The 16,684-nt window shown below is 61.9% G+C and carries 20 protein-coding genes; 6 read left to right on the top strand and 14 right to left on the bottom strand.

Features of this window, described 5'->3' with window-relative positions:
* The first annotated feature begins 77 nt into the window (after positions 1 to 77).
* Positions 78 to 3,614: an EAL domain-containing protein gene (locus tag SKTS_RS07570; protein ID WP_173062641.1), complete on the top strand. Its 3,537-nt coding sequence runs from the start codon at positions 78 to 80 to the stop codon at positions 3,612 to 3,614.
* 68 nt (positions 3,615 to 3,682) lie between these two features.
* Here the strand turns inward: SKTS_RS07570 and SKTS_RS07575 are convergent, their stop codons facing one another.
* Complete coding sequence (locus SKTS_RS07575) at positions 3,683 to 4,219, bottom strand: hypothetical protein (protein ID WP_173062644.1); 537 nt, start codon at positions 4,217 to 4,219, stop codon at positions 3,683 to 3,685.
* 131 nt (positions 4,220 to 4,350) lie between these two features.
* Between SKTS_RS07575 and SKTS_RS07580 the strand changes: the two genes are divergently transcribed.
* Together SKTS_RS07580 and SKTS_RS07585 are read left to right on the top strand one after the other, a co-directional pair.
* Complete coding sequence (locus tag SKTS_RS07580) at positions 4,351 to 4,686, top strand: type II toxin-antitoxin system RelE/ParE family toxin (protein WP_173062647.1); 336 nt, start codon at positions 4,351 to 4,353, stop codon at positions 4,684 to 4,686.
* 3 nt (positions 4,687 to 4,689) lie between these two features.
* Complete coding sequence (locus SKTS_RS07585; RefSeq protein ID WP_173062650.1) at positions 4,690 to 4,974, top strand: helix-turn-helix domain-containing protein; 285 nt, start codon at positions 4,690 to 4,692, stop codon at positions 4,972 to 4,974.
* 3 nt (positions 4,975 to 4,977) lie between these two features.
* Here the strand turns inward: SKTS_RS07585 and SKTS_RS07590 are convergent, their stop codons facing one another.
* From SKTS_RS07590 to SKTS_RS07600, 3 genes are read right to left on the bottom strand one after another with little or no spacing between them, the layout of a single operon-like run.
* Entirely contained in the window at positions 4,978 to 6,540 is a 1,563-nt protein-coding gene (locus tag SKTS_RS07590) for a B12-binding domain-containing radical SAM protein (protein WP_173062653.1), read from the bottom strand.
* A 10-nt stretch (positions 6,541 to 6,550) separates the two neighbouring features.
* Positions 6,551 to 7,309 carry a glycosyltransferase family 2 protein gene (locus tag SKTS_RS07595; protein WP_173062656.1) on the bottom strand — a complete coding sequence of 253 codons (759 nt, stop codon included), beginning with the start codon at positions 7,307 to 7,309 and terminating at the stop codon, positions 6,551 to 6,553.
* Positions 7,306 to 8,115 (bottom strand): lysophospholipid acyltransferase family protein, encoded by an 810-nt coding sequence (locus tag SKTS_RS07600; protein WP_173062659.1) that lies wholly within the window; start codon positions 8,113 to 8,115, stop codon positions 7,306 to 7,308. Before SKTS_RS07600 ends, SKTS_RS07595 begins: the two co-directional genes overlap by 4 nt.
* 224 nt (positions 8,116 to 8,339) lie before the next feature.
* On the opposite strand from SKTS_RS07600, the gene SKTS_RS07605 reads away from it, so the two are divergent.
* The 3 genes from SKTS_RS07605 (at position 8,340) to SKTS_RS07615 (ending at position 10,788) form a co-directional block, all read left to right on the top strand.
* Positions 8,340 to 9,059: a phosphatase PAP2 family protein gene (locus SKTS_RS07605; RefSeq protein ID WP_244617473.1), complete on the top strand. Its 720-nt coding sequence runs from the start codon at positions 8,340 to 8,342 to the stop codon at positions 9,057 to 9,059.
* 59 nt (positions 9,060 to 9,118) lie between these two features.
* Positions 9,119 to 10,168 carry a chorismate transformation FkbO/Hyg5 family protein gene (locus SKTS_RS07610; RefSeq protein ID WP_173062662.1) on the top strand — a complete coding sequence of 350 codons (1,050 nt, stop codon included), beginning with the start codon at positions 9,119 to 9,121 and terminating at the stop codon, positions 10,166 to 10,168.
* A 71-nt stretch (positions 10,169 to 10,239) separates the two neighbouring features.
* Positions 10,240 to 10,788 carry a methyltransferase family protein gene (locus SKTS_RS07615; RefSeq protein ID WP_173062665.1) on the top strand — a complete coding sequence of 183 codons (549 nt, stop codon included), beginning with the start codon at positions 10,240 to 10,242 and terminating at the stop codon, positions 10,786 to 10,788.
* 31 nt (positions 10,789 to 10,819) lie between these two features.
* Here the strand turns inward: SKTS_RS07615 and fabG are convergent, their stop codons facing one another.
* The 10 genes from fabG to SKTS_RS07665 all read right to left on the bottom strand — a co-directional run bounded on the left by fabG (position 10,820) and on the right by SKTS_RS07665 (position 16,534).
* Positions 10,820 to 11,539 carry a 3-oxoacyl-ACP reductase FabG gene (gene fabG, locus SKTS_RS07620; protein ID WP_173062667.1) on the bottom strand — a complete coding sequence of 240 codons (720 nt, stop codon included), beginning with the start codon at positions 11,537 to 11,539 and terminating at the stop codon, positions 10,820 to 10,822.
* Complete coding sequence (locus SKTS_RS07625) at positions 11,536 to 11,976, bottom strand: hotdog family protein (protein WP_173062671.1); 441 nt, start codon at positions 11,974 to 11,976, stop codon at positions 11,536 to 11,538. Before SKTS_RS07625 ends, fabG begins: the two co-directional genes overlap by 4 nt.
* A 2-nt stretch (positions 11,977 to 11,978) precedes the next feature.
* Complete coding sequence (locus SKTS_RS07630) at positions 11,979 to 12,821, bottom strand: beta-ketoacyl synthase chain length factor (RefSeq protein ID WP_173062674.1); 843 nt, start codon at positions 12,819 to 12,821, stop codon at positions 11,979 to 11,981.
* On the bottom strand, positions 12,818 to 14,041 hold the full coding sequence (locus tag SKTS_RS07635) for a beta-ketoacyl-[acyl-carrier-protein] synthase family protein (RefSeq protein ID WP_173062677.1): 1,224 nt from the start codon (positions 14,039 to 14,041) through the stop codon (positions 12,818 to 12,820). The genes SKTS_RS07630 and SKTS_RS07635 overlap by 4 nt, the downstream gene beginning before the upstream one ends.
* Before the next feature lie 40 nt (positions 14,042 to 14,081).
* A complete protein-coding gene (locus SKTS_RS07640; protein ID WP_173062680.1) occupies positions 14,082 to 14,426 on the bottom strand; it encodes a HepT-like ribonuclease domain-containing protein in 345 nt (114 codons plus the stop codon).
* On the bottom strand, positions 14,419 to 14,709 hold the full coding sequence (locus SKTS_RS07645) for a nucleotidyltransferase family protein (protein ID WP_173062683.1): 291 nt from the start codon (positions 14,707 to 14,709) through the stop codon (positions 14,419 to 14,421). The genes SKTS_RS07640 and SKTS_RS07645 overlap by 8 nt, the downstream gene beginning before the upstream one ends.
* 222 nt (positions 14,710 to 14,931) lie before the next feature.
* Positions 14,932 to 15,213, bottom strand: a complete 282-nt coding sequence (locus tag SKTS_RS07650) for a DUF2442 domain-containing protein (protein ID WP_173062686.1) — start codon at positions 15,211 to 15,213, stop codon at positions 14,932 to 14,934.
* Complete coding sequence (locus SKTS_RS07655; RefSeq protein WP_198420448.1) at positions 15,210 to 15,479, bottom strand: DUF4160 domain-containing protein; 270 nt, start codon at positions 15,477 to 15,479, stop codon at positions 15,210 to 15,212. Before SKTS_RS07655 ends, SKTS_RS07650 begins: the two co-directional genes overlap by 4 nt.
* A 384-nt stretch (positions 15,480 to 15,863) precedes the next feature.
* The gene (locus SKTS_RS07660) at positions 15,864 to 16,286 is read right to left on the bottom strand and encodes a type II toxin-antitoxin system VapC family toxin (protein ID WP_173062691.1); all 423 of its coding nucleotides are present in this window, start codon (positions 16,284 to 16,286) and stop codon (positions 15,864 to 15,866) included.
* Positions 16,283 to 16,534 carry a type II toxin-antitoxin system Phd/YefM family antitoxin gene (locus SKTS_RS07665; protein WP_173062694.1) on the bottom strand — a complete coding sequence of 84 codons (252 nt, stop codon included), beginning with the start codon at positions 16,532 to 16,534 and terminating at the stop codon, positions 16,283 to 16,285. Before SKTS_RS07665 ends, SKTS_RS07660 begins: the two co-directional genes overlap by 4 nt.
* Positions 16,535 to 16,684 lie beyond the last annotated feature (150 nt).

The raw sequence follows: 16,684 nt of genomic DNA on the forward strand, positions 1-16,684 counted from the left end.
GGTAATTCAGCCAATGCTAGGGACGTGAGCGCGCTCCTCCCCGCTTTTTCCGCAATTCCTGTGGCGCCGCCATCCCCGTGCTGAATTTCCTGCACCTCGTAATCGTTCCTCCCGAAAGCAGCGTGCTTTATACCGGGAACTACGACCCCGTGCTGGTCGGCCTTTCCATCGCTGTTGCGATCTTCGCGTCCTATGCTTCGCTGCTGGTCTCGCAATACGTTTCGACCACCACGAAAGCTACGATAAGGCGCCTGTGGGTCGTCGTCGGCGGCCTGTGCCTGGGCATCGGCATCTGGGCCATGCATTTCGTCGGCATGCTGGCTTTTAGCCTGCCTTGTGCAAGCAGTTACGATGCCACCATCACTTTCCTGTCGACCGTCCCTGGCATCCTCGCCAGCACGCTTGCCATAAAAATCATCAGCCGTCGCGAAATCTCCCATCTGCGGCTCGCCACGGGCGGGCTGCTGATCGGCGCCGGCATCGGCGCCATGCACTATTCTGGCATGGCGGCCATGCGGCTGAATGGCCTGATCCGCTACGACATCAAGCTGTTCTTGCTGTCCATCCTGGTCGCCATTGTGCTGGCTATGCTGGCACTGTGGATCAGGTTCCGCCTGCAGTCCTTGCAGGCCCGCTGGAATACGCTGGTGACGATCGTCAGCGCAGTGGTGCTGGGCCTGGCCGTATCCGGCATGCACTACACGGCGATGGCAGCCGCCTACTTCATTCGCGGCGATGCCCCCAGTATCGTTGATCCCGGCATGTCGCCGACATTTCTTGCTGCGGTCGTGCTGGCCTCGACGTGCGTGATCATCGTCGTGACCATTGCGGCCACCTATGTCGGCAGGCCCAACCTGCTGACATTCGGGCGTTCCTACAAATTGATCGGCCTGCTGATCCTCGGCTGGGCAGCCATCGCCTGGATGAGTGCTGATTATTACTACAACCGTCTCACCAGTAACCTGTACCAGCAGGAATTGCAGCTCGCCAGGCAGCAGGCGGAGAATGTGGCCAATAACATCGACGAAAGCCTGCAGCTGCTCAAAGGTGTTTCGCTGGTGTTCTCGCGCGATGAAGATACGCGCCTGGTGTTGCGCCGTTTCGGTACGGATGTGGCGCCTTCCGCTTCGGCCTATGAAGAACGCAAGCAACGCTGGACCCAGGACGAGACGCTAGGCGCGCTTAACGGCTCTCTCGCCATCGCAGCTGCCAATCTTGGGGCCGATAATATATTTATCCTCAATGCGGCAGGCGATTGCGTCGCGGCTGCCAATGCCGGCAAGCCCGGCAGCCCTATCGGGTCGAATTTCGCGGATCGTGCTTATTTTCCACTGGCCCGGGAGGGCAAGCGCGGCCATCAGTATGCCGTGGGGCGGACCACCAATATCCCCGGTCTGTTCTACTCCTCACCGGTATTCGAAAAAGGACGTTTCCTCGGTGTCGTGGTGGTCAAGCGCGACATTACCAATTTCGCCAGCCAGACAAATCAGGCCAACGCATTCATCGCCGATGCAAACGGCGTCATTGTCCTGGCACCGGACAGGCGATTCGAATTCCGCACCCTGCCCGATGCCACAGTCGAAAAACTGTCCGAGGAGACGCGCGTAAATCAGTACAAACGGAGCGAGCTCGAGCCTTTTTTAATCAGGCCCTGGGCGAAAGGACGTTACCCTTCCGCACTGCTGATAGGGGACAGCAAATTGCCTCTGGTACTGGGTTCCCGAAACCTGCCCGAGGACGCCATAACCATTTACGTTCCCCGCTCATTGGGTGAACTGCTGCGCCTCGAAACTGAAAAATTCTGGCTCTTCATCCTGCTTGCGGGCGCCGGCGGCATGCTGATCGTTGCCGCCTCGGCAGTCGTGTTTTACCTGCGCGAATCGCTGCAGGTCGATGCCGATTTGCGTGTCGCCGCAACCGCTTTCGAGGCGCAGGAGTGCATGGTCATTACCGATCCGGAGCACGTGATTTTGCGGGTCAATCGGGCTTTTACCGACATCACCGGCTATTTTCCCGAGGACGCCATCGGCAGAAAGATGAGCTTACTCAAGTCAGGGCGTCACAGCCCGGCTTTTTACGCTGCCATGTGGGACAGCACCCAGCTCGGCGGTTCCTGGCAGGGAGAAATCTGGAACCGGCGCAAGAACGGCGAGGTCTTTCCCGGATGGCTGACCATCACGGCAGTAGTGGGGGGCGACGGGAATATCACTCACTTCGTCGGCACGCTGACCGATATCACGGCGCGCAAGGCCGCAGAGGAAGAGATCGAACTGCTGGCCTTCTACGATCCGCTCACCCGGCTGCCCAATCGACGGCTCCTGATAGACCGTCTGCAGCAGGCATTGGTCAGCAGTTCACGCAGCGGGCTCAGCGGGGCGCTGCTGTTCATCGACCTGGACAATTTCAAGACATTGAACGACACGCTTGGGCACGACATCGGCGACCTCCTGCTGAAAAAGGTCGCGGAACGGCTTACCGCTTCCGTGCGTGAAGGAGATACCGTGTCGCGCCTGGGAGGCGACGAGTTCGTGGTGATGCTTGAAGACCTGAGCGCGAACCCCGAGGAGGCTGCCACCCTGGCCGAAAGCGTGGGCGAGAAAATCCTTGCCGCCCTCAACCATTCCTACCAGCTGGCCGGGCACGAACACCGCAGCACGCCGAGCATCGGCGTCACGCTCTTCGCCGGGCAGCGGGAAACCGTGGACGAACTGCTGAAACGGGCCGACCTCGCCATGTACCAGGCCAAGGCGGCCGGACGCAACACCCTGCGCTTTTTCGATCCGGACATGCAGGCCGCAGTCACGGCCCGCGCCCTCATGGAAGAGGATTTGCGGCAGGGCTTACAGAACAACGAGTTCTTCCTGTGCTACCAGCCCCAAGTCGATGTTTACGGCCGCATGACCGGTGCTGAAGCACTACTGCGCTGGCAGCATCCCCGGCGCGGCCTGGTGCCCCCCGCCGAGTTCATTCCCCTGGCCGAGGAAACCGGCCTGATCCTGCCGATCGGCCACTGGGTGCTGAGCACCGCCTGCACCCAGCTGCTGGCCTGGGCAAGCAGTCCGGAAATGGCGCATCTCACCCTGGCGGTAAACGTGAGCGCGCGCCAGTTCCGTCATGCCGATTTCGTGGAGCAGGTGCTGGCGGTGCTCGACCACACCGGTGCCAACCCGCTGAAACTCAAGCTGGAGCTCACCGAGAGCCTGCTCCTCGACGACGTGGAAGACATCATCGCCAAGATGACCGCACTGAAAGCCCATGGCGTGGGTTTCTCGCTGGACGACTTCGGTACCGGCTATTCTTCGCTCTCCTACCTCAAGCGCTTGCCCCTGGATCAGTTGAAGATCGACCAGTCGTTCGTGCGGGACGTGCTCACCGATCCCGACGATGCCGCCATCGCGCGCACCATCGTGGCATTGGCTCAAAGCCTGCGGCTGGATGTGATCGCCGAGGGCGTGGAAACCGGGGAGCAGCGTGACTTCCTCGAACGCAACGGCTGCCTCGCCTACCAGGGATACCTGTTCAGCCGTCCGCTGCCGCTGGAAGCGTTCGAGCGGTTCCAGCGTGGGGCTGAGTGGGAAGCGCAATCGTCCCTTCCCCTTCAAGGGGAAGGTTAGGATGGGGATGGGTTTGGGGTGCGCGGGGTGGTCATGGTGCATGTCATAACACTGCTGGTACGGCGGTTTCACAAGCTGCGCAGGCAGCGCAGCAGTTCGTCCATCGCCGTGTATTCCTCCGCATCGATTCCCGCGGCACGGAAATCAAGGGCATCCGGGTAGCCGCCGGCGGCTTCGGCCCGGGCGCGCGCATCCTGGCACCATTGCGCCAGCCAGGCGACGTCGCCCGCCAGTTCAGGCCCGTCGCGGCCATGGCCCGCTGCCGACGCCACTTGCCAGAAACCGTTGCGTGACAGGTCGGCATGGATGCGTCCGACCTCGCGCGTCTCCCGCTGCTGCAGTGCGTTCAGCACGCGCTGCACGCTTTCCCCGAGCAGCAGGTGGCGCGCGTCATCCGCGTGGCGCGCCAGGATCGCCTGAATCTCGCGATACGGCGCGTTCTCCCGCGCACCGGCCGGGGCCAGGGCGAAAAGCGATTGCATCGCCACCAGGGCGGTGACGACCCGGCCCGGGCTGCGGAACTGTTGCCAAAGGGCGGTGCAGCGCGCCTCCACTTCCGGCGGGGTGAGTTCGAGGCTGAATGCCTGAGGCGACGTGGAATCCATACCGGCAGGGTAGGGCAAAGGCGGAAATTACCCCTTGATGGGGATCAAGCCGAGACGATGAGGCATGCTGTATTTCATGTCGTTTGACTCGGCTATCGCAAAAACTAATCCATTGGATTAGAATCCAACCCATGATCACGATTGCCGAAGTGCCGGAATACATCCGCCAGGCGGAAAAACTCTTGAGCGAAGCGGAGCGGCAAGACGTCTTGAGCTATCTTGCTGCGCATCCGAAATCCGGCGACCTGATCGAAGGCACCGGCGGCATTCGCAAGTTGCGCTGGGGCCGGGGCGGACTCGGAAAGAGCGGCGGGGTACGAGTGATTTACTACTACCACAGCGAGTCGATGCCGCTCTACTTGATAACGCTGTTCGCCAAGAATGAACAGGACAATTTGAGCAAGGCCGAGCGCAACGCGTTGGCGAAGCTGGTGGATATGCTGGTTGCAGCATGGATTGAGAGGTGAGCAATGGGAACGACTTTTGACAGTATTGCGCGCGGTTTGAATGAAGCCGTGGAACATGCCAGGGGCAAGAAAGTTGCCGTTAAAACATACAAGCCGGAGATGGTGGATGTTTCTGCCTTGCGGCAACGTATGGGCATGACGCAGGAGCAATTCGCTGCGCGCTTCGGATTTTCCGTTGCAACGCTGCGGCACTGGGAGCGCGGAGATCGTTCGCCGCATGGCGCGTCGCTGGTGTTGCTGAATGTGATCGATCGCGCACCGGATGCGGTGCAGGCGGCATTGAACTAAGGCCTAAGGCGTGCTTGGCCCGGCGGTAATCTTCACCGCTTTCGGCGCAATGCGCAGTTCCGGCCCCAGCAGGGGTTCGAGGCTTTGCGGCTGGCGGGGGTGGAGCGGGAAGTTCTTGCGGATGGCTTCGAGCTGTTTCTGGTTGGCGCTGAAGTAGCGCATGGCCTGGATCACGCGCGGCAGGTTCTTCACCAGGTGCCACAAGCTCCAGCGGTGTTCCCATAGCCTTCGTGCGAAGCGGCGGCGATAGCCCTTGCTGTCGTAGAAGCGCCGCACGTGCCAGTTGTAGAGCGCGTCCATTTCCTCGCGCGAGGAAAACCCTTCAGGCAGGTAGACGAAATTGAGGCAGTTCATCAGCCGCCAGTCTTCGTTGAACTCGCCGCTGCCGTTCTTGCATTCGTCCCAGATGGGCGCGCCGTAAAGGGGGCTGAACTTGGTCATGTTCATCTCGTCGAGGTCGAGCGAGAGGATGAAGTCGCTGGTGACCTTCACCGTTTCCGGGGTTTCGCCCGGCATGCCGAAAATGAACAGGCCCTTGGCGCGCAGGCCGGCGGCGTGAATCTGTTCGACCGTTTTCTTCACCGCCGCCAGCGTAACACCGGCCTTGTGGCGTTCCATCATCTCCGCGTCGGCGGACTCGATGCCCATGGAGACCATCAATGCCCCGGCTTTTTTCAGCAGCGCCAGCATCTCGTCCGAGGTGTGGCCGGTGCGGATGGCGCAGTTGAAGTGCATGCCGAGCGGCCGGTCGATGAGCAGCTGGCACAGTTCGGTGACGCGCTTTTTCTGGGCGGTGAAGAGGTCGTCGTAGAAGTTGATGTGGTAGACGCCGAAGTTGTCGCGCAGGTGCTTCATGTGGTCGTAGATGTACTGCGCGGAGTTGTACTTGTACAGCCGCTCGAACACGGTGCGGTCGCAGAACGAGCAGGTGTAGGGGCAGCCGCGCGAGGTGACCATGGTGCCGCCCCAGCGCTTTTCGTAGGAGAACAGCGGCAGGTGGTAGCCTTCGGGGAAGCCCTTGAGCTTTTCGTAGGCCGGGAAAGGCAGCTCGTCCAGGTCGAGGATGCGGGCGCGGCGCGGGTTGGAGACGTTGCGCCCATTTGCGCGGTAGACCAGGTTGGGGATGTCGCCGGGCGCCTTGCCGTCGGCCAGATCCAGCATGGAGCCTTCGCCCTCGCCGATCACCAGGTAGTCGATTTCCGGGAAATGGTCGAGCAGCGGCGCGCCGATGGAGGAAACGTGGACGTTGCCGTACACGATCCTGAGGTCGGGGCGTTTTTTCTTGAGGCAGACGGAGATCTCGACCGCGTCCATGAACGCCGATGTGGTGGCGGAAAAGCCCACCATCTCCGGCTCGGTCGCCAGGATGGCTGCGGCGTTGGCTTCGATGCCGGGCGGGGAGTGCGGCCCGAGGCAGTCGTGTACTGCGGTGGGGTGGCCGTGCTTTTCCAGCCAGGCGGCCAGGGTGAGGATGCCGATCGGCACCATGCGGTTGGCGAGCACCGAGAAGTCGGGCTGGCCGGGGACGAAATTGAATCCCGCCGGGTGGACCAGGGTTATGCGCATGCGCCGCGCGTCATGAGAACAGCTTGCGCCACAGCAGCAGCGGCAGCCGCACCAGGAAGCCGAAGAACAGGCGCGTATGCATCCCGGTGAGCAGCACGTTGTCGCGCAGGTAGTTGAAGTGGGACACGCCGCCGTCTTCCGGGCGCAGGTATTTGACCGGCGCCGCCACGTTGATCGGGCGTATGCCGCGCCAGCATAGCCGCACCGCCGCTTCGGTGTCGAAATCGAAGCGCCGCATCCAGCGGCTGTGCGCCATCACGTCGCGCAAGGGGCGCGCGGGGTAGACGCGGAAGCCGAACAGCGAGTCGCCGATGCCCTGCCACAGGGTTTCCAGGTTGGTCCACCAGTTGGAGATCTTGCGGCCGCGCACCCGCAGCAGCGGGGCGCTGGCGTCGAACACCGGCAACCCGAGAACGAGCGCACCCGGGTTTTCCAGCGAGGTGCGCATGAATTCCGGGATTTTGTCGGCCGGGTGCTGGCCGTCGGCGTCCATCGCCAGCACGTGGGTGAAGCCGGCCTCCAGCGCGGCTTCCAGGCCGTGCAGGATCGCCGCGCCCTTGCCCTGGTTGTGCGGCAGGATCATGACTTTCAGACCGGGATCGGCCGCGGCCATGGCTTGCAGATCCGCGCCGGTGCCGTCGCTGCTGCCGTCCACCACCACCCACACCGGCTGCCAGAATTTCCGCGCCGCGCGCACGGTGTGGAAAACCGCGGCGCCGGTGTTGTAGCTGGGAATGAGGACGAGGTGCGTGCTGGACGAAGTTGTCATTTACTTTCGCCGTCTTCGCCGCCGAAGTGCTGTATCCCCGCTTGCTGGCGGAAATACGCTTCAAGCTCGGCGATGAAGGATTTGACCTCGCCCTTCACCTCGAAACGCTGCCCCAGGCGCACCCGGTAGACGAGGGGAAACTCGGGCAGCTTCAGCAGCGGCCAGCCCTTGCCCAGGAACGGGCTGTTGGTCTCGATGAACACCGTCTGTATCGGCACGCCGGCTTTTTTCGCGATCAGTCCGAAGCCGCCTTTGAACTCGTTGACCGGCGGGGCGACCGTGCGCGTGCCTTCGGGAAAGACCAGCAGTTGGTTGCCTTCGCGGGTGGCTGCGGCGGCGAGGCGGATCATGTCCTTGGGCGCGTCGTTGCGGATGTAGCCGGCCAGGCGCGCGCCACCGCCGAGCAGAATGTTGTCCCAGATGCTGGCCTTCATGATGCAGACGATATGCGGCAGGCGCGAAGTGATCAGGACCACGTCGATCAGCGAAGGATGGTTGGGCGCGATGATGAGGGAACCGTCGTCGCGCAGCGCATCCAGGTCGCCCAGGTCGAGGCGGACGAGGCCGGTGATTTTCAGGATGCCGAGATAAAAGCGGAACCCGGTCATGATGGCGAACTGGCCCAGCGGGGTGGCGTTCTTTCGCGGCAGGAACGGGGCGATTAGCGTGGCGGTCAGGCTCCAGACGAGACAGATCAAGGCGAACAGCAGCAGTCCGCCGTAAAGCACGGTGTATTCATAGAGATGTTTGAGCAACGCCTCGATCCGGCTGAGGCTGGCCCGGAAGGGCCCGGGGGACCTAGCCATAATTATTCTGGGATGCGACATATCGATTAATTATAAATGTGGCGGATGTGCCCGGCCCGTTATTCAGAATTGAGAACCAGCCGGATTATACCTCTCAACTGTTATGGTTTTGTTAGCGGGAGGATTGCTGCGGTTTGGCTCCCTGAAATGTCCAAGCTTGATATGTGCAGTTCGGATTGCTGTAAAGTGCTGCGAGTGGGAAATTTTCCAGTGGAGCGCAGTCCTTGAATGCACATAGTCAGCAGCAGCCGTGGTACCGCCAAGCGTCGGCAGCAATGCGCAGGCACGTGTATCTAAAAGGCATCGGAACGACGCTCTTCATCGGCCTGTTTTTCGGCGCTTACTTCTATCTGCTCAAGGACCCGGCCTATCCGGCGACGGTGATGCCCGTCACCTTGCTGGACCGCCTGATCGGCTTTCAGCCCCAAGCCTTGCCCATCTACATATCGTTGTGGGTTTACGTTTCCCTGCCGCCAGCATTGCTGGCGACGCGGCGCCAACTGTACGGCTACGGCATGGCCATGGCTTTGACCTGCCTGGCGGCGTTGGCCGTCTTCTATTTCTGGCCCACTGCCGTTCCTGCCGCCAACATCGACTGGTCCCTGTATTCCGACCTGGAGTTCCTGAAAAGCATGGACGCTGCGGGTAATGCCTGCCCGTCGCTGCATGTCGCCACGGCCGTTTTTTCGGCTGTCTGGTTGCATCGCCTGCTGCGCAATTTTTCTGCGCCGCAGTGGATGCTCTTCATCAACTGGATCTGGTGCACCGGCATCGTCTATTCCACCCTGGCCACCCGCCAGCACGTGGCCGTGGACGTGTTGGCCGGCCTCGCGCTGGGCTTGCTGGGCGCCTATTTGTCATTGCGGTATCGGAAGTGTCCGGCTCGCTATCCTGAATCCGGAGCGAAACCGCTTGCCGATGGTTTTGCTGGCGGGACGGATTGAGCAAGGGCTATGCAGGTGCGATAATTCGCAACTCACGGGAAAATGGAGCAACAAACAGGGTGATCACCGTCGCACATCGCCAACCAGCCAACATGCCGAAGAATGAAGCGCGCGATGAAGCGCTCGGCAGCCCAGCCGTCAGCGCGCGATACCTGCCGCTTCCGGCGGCACGCGATTTTTTGACGCGCCACGCCGGCCAGGTGCTGGGCGTGGTGTGCCACGGCCTGAACGCGCCCTTCGTCGCACCGGATATTCCCCTCGCCGAAGTCGCGATGCCCCAGCTGGGCGAGCAGCCCCTGCTCGAAATCTGGACCGCGGGTGAGCTCGTTACCACCGGGCGTAGCGGGAACATCAGCTGGGCGCGCACCGCGGATTGCCTGTTCGGCAGCTACCGTCAGCTGGCGCACGAAAGCGGCCTGGAGGCCGAGACCTCGATCGCCTACCAGGAAGTGTTCGCGCTGCTCGAAGCGCAGGGTATCCCCAAGCTGCTGCGCATCTGGAACTATTTCGCCGCCATCAACGCCGACGAGGACGACGGCCTGGAGCGCTACAAGCATTTCTGCATCGGCCGCCACGACGCCTTCGCGCAGTACGGGCGCCTCAACGTTCAGGACATCCCGGCCGCCAGCGCGGTGGGGAGCCGCGGCGGCGAATTCGTGCTGTATTTTCTGGCCGCGACCCGGGGGGGCAGGGCGGTGGAAAACGAGCGGCAGGTCAGCGCTTACGATTACCCGCCGCAATACAGCCCGCGCAGCCCGCTGTTCGCACGCGCCACCGAGGTTGACTGGCTCAGGGAGCCGCAGCTGTTCATTTCCGGCACCGCCAGCATCGTCGGCCACGCCTCGATCTGCCTGGACGACGCGGCACAGCAAACCGCCGAAACCCTGAAAAACATCGGCCTGCTGCTCGGCCGTGCTTTCCCGCACGGGGAAGACTTCTCACTGTTGCGCGCGCTCAAGGTGTACATCCGCCATGAGAAAGACTTTCCGGTGATTCGGTCGGTAATGGAAAACGCTGTCGGCCGGGAGGTGCCCTGCCTGTACCTGTTGGCGGATATCTGCCGCAGCGAGCTGCTGCTGGAAATCGAGGCGATCGCGGGGGAAGCATGAACTGCCGCTTTGGGTCGCTGGGCTCGTGAGTCGGCAAGTCCTCCTCCCCCCAAAAAAAGAAAGAAACTTCCATGCCTGAAACGCTCATTCTCTCCATGGGTTCCATTGCCTTGCTCTATATCTCGCGGGGGGCGTTGAGCAATCCGAACTCGCATGGCTTTTACCGGTTTTTTGCCTGGGAGGCCATTTTGGGCCTGGATGCGCTCAACTTTTCAGTTGAGACGGCTAATCCCTGGGCCCCTGATCAGCTGCTTTCTACCTTCATGCGTGTGACTTCTCTGGTGCTGGCCATTCATGCCTTGATTCTGCTGATCAAAATCGGCAAACCAATGCGAGAGCGGGTGGATAGAGCATTGCTCGGCTTTGAAAAAACCTCGTCATTGGTGATGATCGGTGCGTTCAAGTACATTCGCCACCCGATGTACGCCTCCTTGCTTTTCTTTGCCTGGGGCGAGTTTCTCAAGCAGGTTTCCTGGCTAGGCGTTTTCCTGGTGCTGGTGGCGAGTGTTTTTCTGTGGCTGACGGCCAAAAGGGATGAAGAGGAATGCCTGACGCATTTTGGCTCCGAATATCAGTGCTATATGCGGAAGACCAAACGCTTCATCCCATTCTTGCTTTAACAGGCGTGCCGTCTTCGATGGTTAAAATCCATCAGGCCATGGCGCCGTTGATCGAAATCACCTGGCCGGAGATGTAGGCAGCCTTGTCCGAGGCCAGGAAGCTCACTAGGTCGGCCACTTCCTCGGGATGGCCGGCGCGTTTCATCGGCACCAGGCTATTGATGGTTTCCGGCGGAAAGGCATCCTCGATCATCGGGCTCAAAATGATGCCGGGGGCGATGGCGTTGACCGTGACGTTGCGCGACGCGACTTCCTGCGCCAGCGACTTGGTGGCGCCGATCAGGCCGGCCTTGGCGGCGGCATAGTTGGCCTGGCCGCGGTTGCCCATCACGCCGGCGATCGAGGCCATGTTGACGATGCGTCCCCAGCGCGTGCGCAGCATGGGCAGCAGCAGGGGCTGGGTGACGTTGAAGAAGCCGTTGAGCGAGACGTCGATCACGCTGTGCCACTGCTCCTGGCTCATGCCGGCGAGGATACCGTCGCGGTGGATGCCCGCGTTGTTGACCAGCACCTGTATCGGACCGTCCTGCAGCAATATTTCAACGGCCACGGCGCTGGCGGCGGCGTCGGCTACGTCGAAGCACACCGCCTCGGCGCTGCCGCCCGCGGTGCGGATTTCCTCCGCCAGGGCCTGCGCGGTTTCGAGGCGCGAGTTGGCGTGAACGACGACGTGCAAGCCGTCCGCCGCCAGCGCCCGGCAAACCGCCGCGCCGATGGCGCCGCTGCCGCCGGTGACCAGTGCGCGCTTCATGCTGCATCCCCTTTCTGTAAAAACACCGCCGCGCGGCCCGTCATCAGCTCGCGCCCGGCGGCGCAAACGCGCAGTTCGTAGAGCGAGTGGTTGGCGTCGGCCAGCTGCTTGACGGCCTCGATCTCCAGCGCCTCGGGAATGTCGTCCAGGCGCTCGGCAAACAGCCGCACGTCGCGCACGCTGCCGATGAAGCCGATCCGGGGCTTGGCTCCGCTCTGCGCCGCCAGACCGCCATGTACCGCCATCGCCTGGGCGGCGTATTCGATGGCGCAATGCGCGGGCAACTGGCCGTTGTGGCGCAGCGGATTGGCCGGGTCGTTGTGGTTGATGGCGCGGCAGGCGATGCGCTCTGCGTCCCATGCAGTCACTTCGTGCAGCAGGCACATGGCGTCGGTGTGGGGGAGCAGCTGGCACAATTGTTCTTTGGCGATGTTCATTTTCAGGCTTTTTCTACTTCGATGACCAGGCTGTTGGCGCCGTAATTCAGGCTGAGGCGGCGTCCCTGTTCTTTGGCCCCCTCCCCCGCAAGCGGGGGAGGGTTGGGGAGGGGGGAGCCGGTGCCGCGAGCGATGGCCTGCAACAAAGGCAGGGCGCGGGCGGCGGGGTTGCCCTTGCGCAAGGCTTCGAGTTCCGCGCTACCCATGGCTGTGTCCGCCTGTTCGTCGCACAGGCTGATCTGCAGGCGTGCCAGGGATGTTTCCGTGGCTTGCGGCGTCAGCAGCAGCGCGGCGGCGAAGGGCGCAGTGATGGTGCGCGCCTCGTTGAGCGGCGCGGGAAAAGGCAGGTCGAAAGCCACCAGCAGCACCGGGATGTTTTCCGCCGCCACCTGCACGGCGGCTTCCAGCAGGCCGGCAGCGAAAGAGGCGTCGAACGCGGCCAGGCTGTTGGCGCCGGTGCGCGCCCCGGTGGCGATGTTCCAGTAGCCCGCCGCGGCGTTGTGCACCGAGTTGTGGAAGCGCGTGGGCGAGACTTCGTGTTCGGCCTGGGCAAGGGATTCCAGGATGTGGTGGAGGTTCTCGCCGTCGGCGTCGGAAGAGGCGAACACCACGGCCGCCTGCGTGGGCGGGAAGTTGGCCTGCGTCATGGCTTCCTGCGCCACTTGCAGGGCGATGCGCGTGGCCGGCCCGCTGCGGCGCCGTTCCGCCGGGGGCAGAATGGTCGCCGCTGGTTTGGGATGTTCGCCATCGAACGGCGCTTCGCCGCGCAGCACGGCGCGCCCGCTCGCCCAGTCCGCCATGCCGGGGCCGCACAGGCCGATGCTCGCTACATGGACGGCGATCATGGCTGCGCTCCGAAAATCAGGCTGCAATTGTTGCCGCCGAAACCGAACGAATTGCTCATGACCCGGCGCAGGGGACGCGAGACCGCCTGCAACTGGATCGCGCAGCCGAGTTCCGGGTCGAGCGTGCGGGTAGTGCAGGAGCCGGGGGTAAACCCGTTTTCCAGGCAGATGCAGGAGATGGCCGCTTCCACCGCGCCCGCCGCGCCCAGCGTGTGGCCGGTCGCGCCCTTGGTGGAACTGCACGGCGTATTCGTGCCGAACACGCGCTGCATGCCCTGGTCTTCCGCGGCGTCGTTGCTGCGGCTGGAGGTGCCGTGCATGTTGATGTAGTCGATCTCTCCCGGTTGCAAGCGCGCGGCGGCCAAGGCCTGCTCCATCGCCAGCGCCGCGCCCAGCCCCTCGGGGTGGGGAGTGGACATGTGGTAGGCATCGCTACTCTCGCCGTAACCCAGCAGCGCCAGCGGGCCGGCTCCGTTCGCCCCCTCGCCCGCAAGCGGGAGAGGGCTGGGGAGAGGGGAATTTTCCAACAAAAAGAATCCCGCGCCCTCGCCGATGGAAATGCCTTTACGGTCCCGGTCGCACGGACGGCAGGGCTCGGGCGAAACCAGTTGCAGCGAGTTGAAACCGTACAGCGTCATGGCGCACAGGGAATCCACCCCGCCCACCACCGCCGCGTCGCACAAACCGGTCTGCATGAGCCGCGCCGCGCTGGCGAAGACCTTGGCGCTGGACGAGCAGGCCGTGGAGATGACGAAAGCCGGGCCGCTCAGACCGAGATACTGGCGCACGAAATCGGCCACGGAACCCATGCTTTGCGTGCCGGCGAAATGGAAATCCGCCGGCAGCGCGCCGCTCTCCGGATCGCGGTGGCGGTAGGCGTGCTCCGTTGCCTGGATGCCCGAGGTGCTGGTGCCGAGGATCACGGCGATACGCCGCGCGCCGTATTTCGCGCGCGCCGTCTCGATTGCGGACGCGAAACCGTCCTGCTCCAGCGCCAGTTGCGCCAGGCGGTTGTTGCGGCAGTCGAAATACTCAAGCGACGGGGGCAGGGCGATGTCTTCCACGCCGTCCACGCGGCCGATGAAGGTGTCCAACTGGGCATCGGCGAAATCGTTGGCGCGCAGGCCGCTGCGGCCTTGCAGCAGGGCGGAAAGCGTCGCGTCCTTGCCGTGGCCGAGCGCGCTGGTGAGAGTGTAGTGGGTAACGAACAAGGGGGTCATGGTTTTAATTGAATTGAAAGCAGCGTTTTTATACCGTTGTTCAACTTGTTTGTGCTTTGAATTTCAGAAGTTCCACCAACAAGCCGGGAATGTCGTCCCTAATGATGCTCCAAAGCGTATCGTTATCAATGCCCAGATAGCCATGGATCAGGCGGTTGCGGGTTGCGATGATCTGCCTCCACGGTATCGCAGGGCAGGCATCCCGCTGTTCGGATGGGATGTGCGTCGCGGCCTCGCCGAGCAATTCCAGGTTGCGCACGGTCGCGTCATAGTTAAGGCCGCTGGCGACAAATGCTTGCTGGTCGAGCCCTTCGGTATAAGCGAGCACCTTCTCGGCAAAATCGATCATGTCGTCGAGGTAAAAGTGCCACTCGCGCTCAGACATTGATCATCTCCCGTTCGATGAAGGGGCGCAGTTCGGAGCGCAGCGCTTTTTCGGTCACCAAGTCCACCGGGCACTGCAACAAATCTTCCAGGTAGAACTGGACGCCGAAGTAGCGTTTGGAGGTGGCCGCCCCGTTGAATGCCACGAGCACATCCACATCGCTATCCTCGCGGGCGGCATCGCGCACCGTGGAGCCGAACAGGGCCAGGCGGGTCACACCGAACTGTTCGGCCAACTGCGCCTTGTGCTGGGCGAGTAGCTGCAATGCTCTGCTGCGATTCATGAATAACTCCATTCGCGATGAATCAATGGGTCAGACTCGATTGATATTAAAAACGAAAGAACTGCCCAGGGTCTGTTCTCACATTCCAACATGTTTAGGGCAGCAAGCGGCAATAAATTGTCGCTTGATGAGTGTGTTGCGCGCAACGCTATTTGTGGCAGTTCCTCATCCCATGAACACGAACGGCAATAGATCGCGCTTGAGATGGGGGGCGACCCGCACTCAAGCCACGGCTTCAAGTGATGCGGAGTGCTCAATCTGGTTGCGGTACAAGTCGATCACAGGAAAGCACAGATCGTAGTCGCCCCAAACCAATTCGCCGTATTCGAGGCGAAACGTCGCAAAACGGGCCGGATCGAGCCATGCGCGAATATCAGGGTGAAGGGCATGCGTGAGAAAAGGTTTGAAGTCCACGGTCTGCTCGGTGCGGTCGTCGAATTCCAGGCGGATACGGAAGTCTCCAACCTGTTCGGCAGTGATGATGTTGATGGCAGTTGGTGTCATTTGAGTCTCCTCGTAATGCGCTCTGGTGTGATGTGCTTATGCAACACAAAAAAGTCAATCCACTTGGCGATGATGTCGTCCGCGCGTGCTCGGGTGATTTCCTCAAAGTAGTGCATTTCATTGAGGTGGAGAGGCGCACGGCCCCCAACCGCGGTGTAACGAATTTCCGAGACTACGCCGTTAATCACGATGATTTCGGCTCGGGATTCACGATCCTGAATCTTGCCATGCACATGGACCGGCTCATGTTCGTTGGCATAGAACATGATGATTAGTCCGAAATATTCGTAAAGTTTAGGCATGGCTCCGGCCGTTAAGCAATAAATGATAGTGCACTTTGGAGGAGTGTGCTCCGCGCCACGCTGTTTGCTTGCCGGGGGCAGCCCGGCGGCTGGTTACCTTTCTTGCTTCGCCAAGAAAGGTAACCCAAAGAAGGCGACCCCCATCCACCGCCCCTTCGGGGTTCCCTGCGCTGCTCGTTAAGCCGGGCGGCTGCGCAACTCGCGCTGCGCGCTCAGACATTGCTCGCCGACTGCCCCCGGCTTGCCTGCGCTGCTCGGCGGTGGACCGAGGGGATTCTGTCGCGGTGTGGCCTGCCGATGCTCCGATCTGGCAGGATTTTACCGCGCCTTGTACCTGAACCGGCATGGTTACAGCGCCCAAGGATTATAGACTTGCGGGTACAACGCAAAATCCTGCACGTTGCGGGTGACTACGGTGAATCCGTGGCATTGGGCGGTGGCCATGAGCAGGCCGTCCATCACCGGCAGGGGTTGTCCGGCCAATTCCGAGTGTGCGGCGATTTGCGCCCAGACATGAAGCGCGGCGGTGTCGAGCGGCAGGATGCGCCCGGCGAAGCGCTGCTCCACCTTGCCCAGCCAGGCTGTAAGTTTCTGGCTGCGGCTCGGGTCGCTGGCGCGCAGCTTGAGGATGCCTTTTTCGATCTCCCCCAGGGTAATCACGCTGATGAACAGGCTGGCTTCGTCCTGCTCGTCGAGCCAGGAAATCACTTTCCGCGCGGGAGCTTTCCTGGCGTATTCGGAAAGCGTGCAGGTATCCAGCAGCCAGCTCATAGCTCGATGTCGCGCCCGGTGTCGCGGCTGCGCGCGAGATCGAGGTCTTCGATGGCGAGATCGGGTTGCAGCAGCGCGCTGGAAAGCTTGCCCCGGCGACGCGTGAGCCGGGCGTATTCTTCCGCCGAAACGACTACCGCCGTGGGTTTGCCGTGGACGGTGACCATTTGGGCATCGCCACTCGCCGCCCGCTTGATGAGCTGGCTGAAGTTGCCCTTCGCTTCTTGTAGTTGCCATTCGCTATGCATGACGCCCTCGTTAATTCTGGCCAGACTGGGCTGAATTTAACACAAGGTTTGCGGGTTGGCTATGCCTGACTTCATTTTCGAAGGGCGGGGGTAGCGTGCCATTTCAGTTGCGTGCCGAAGAGAAACTCGTTCCCAATGCAGGTACAATTC

It is taken from the genome of Sulfurimicrobium lacus (genome assembly GCF_011764585.1).
GTDB lineage: Bacteria > Pseudomonadota > Gammaproteobacteria > Burkholderiales > Sulfuricellaceae > Sulfurimicrobium > Sulfurimicrobium lacus.

What these genes read in the sequence shown, in the direction of transcription:
- SKTS_RS07575 (WP_173062644.1), bottom strand. Translation starts at nt 4,219, where the DNA reads ATGGATTCCACGTCGCCTCAGGCATTCAGCCTCGAACTCACCCCGCCG.
- SKTS_RS07580 (WP_173062647.1), top strand. Translation starts at nt 4,351, where the DNA reads ATGATCACGATTGCCGAAGTGCCGGAATACATCCGCCAGGCGGAAAAA.
- SKTS_RS07585 (WP_173062650.1), top strand. Translation starts at nt 4,690, where the DNA reads ATGGGAACGACTTTTGACAGTATTGCGCGCGGTTTGAATGAAGCCGTG.
- SKTS_RS07590 (WP_173062653.1), bottom strand. Translation starts at nt 6,540, where the DNA reads ATGCGCATAACCCTGGTCCACCCGGCGGGATTCAATTTCGTCCCCGGC.
- SKTS_RS07595 (WP_173062656.1), bottom strand. Translation starts at nt 7,309, where the DNA reads ATGACAACTTCGTCCAGCACGCACCTCGTCCTCATTCCCAGCTACAAC.
- SKTS_RS07600 (WP_173062659.1), bottom strand. Translation starts at nt 8,115, where the DNA reads ATGGCTAGGTCCCCCGGGCCCTTCCGGGCCAGCCTCAGCCGGATCGAG.
- SKTS_RS07615 (WP_173062665.1), top strand. Translation starts at nt 10,240, where the DNA reads ATGCCTGAAACGCTCATTCTCTCCATGGGTTCCATTGCCTTGCTCTAT.
- fabG (WP_173062667.1), bottom strand. Translation starts at nt 11,539, where the DNA reads ATGAAGCGCGCACTGGTCACCGGCGGCAGCGGCGCCATCGGCGCGGCG.
- SKTS_RS07625 (WP_173062671.1), bottom strand. Translation starts at nt 11,976, where the DNA reads ATGAACATCGCCAAAGAACAATTGTGCCAGCTGCTCCCCCACACCGAC.
- SKTS_RS07630 (WP_173062674.1), bottom strand. Translation starts at nt 12,821, where the DNA reads ATGATCGCCGTCCATGTAGCGAGCATCGGCCTGTGCGGCCCCGGCATG.
- SKTS_RS07635 (WP_173062677.1), bottom strand. Translation starts at nt 14,041, where the DNA reads ATGACCCCCTTGTTCGTTACCCACTACACTCTCACCAGCGCGCTCGGC.
- SKTS_RS07640 (WP_173062680.1), bottom strand. Translation starts at nt 14,426, where the DNA reads ATGTCTGAGCGCGAGTGGCACTTTTACCTCGACGACATGATCGATTTT.
- SKTS_RS07645 (WP_173062683.1), bottom strand. Translation starts at nt 14,709, where the DNA reads ATGAATCGCAGCAGAGCATTGCAGCTACTCGCCCAGCACAAGGCGCAG.
- SKTS_RS07650 (WP_173062686.1), bottom strand. Translation starts at nt 15,213, where the DNA reads ATGACACCAACTGCCATCAACATCATCACTGCCGAACAGGTTGGAGAC.
- SKTS_RS07655 (WP_198420448.1), bottom strand. Translation starts at nt 15,479, where the DNA reads ATGTTCTATGCCAACGAACATGAGCCGGTCCATGTGCATGGCAAGATT.
- SKTS_RS07660 (WP_173062691.1), bottom strand. Translation starts at nt 16,286, where the DNA reads ATGAGCTGGCTGCTGGATACCTGCACGCTTTCCGAATACGCCAGGAAA.
- SKTS_RS07665 (WP_173062694.1), bottom strand. Translation starts at nt 16,534, where the DNA reads ATGCATAGCGAATGGCAACTACAAGAAGCGAAGGGCAACTTCAGCCAG.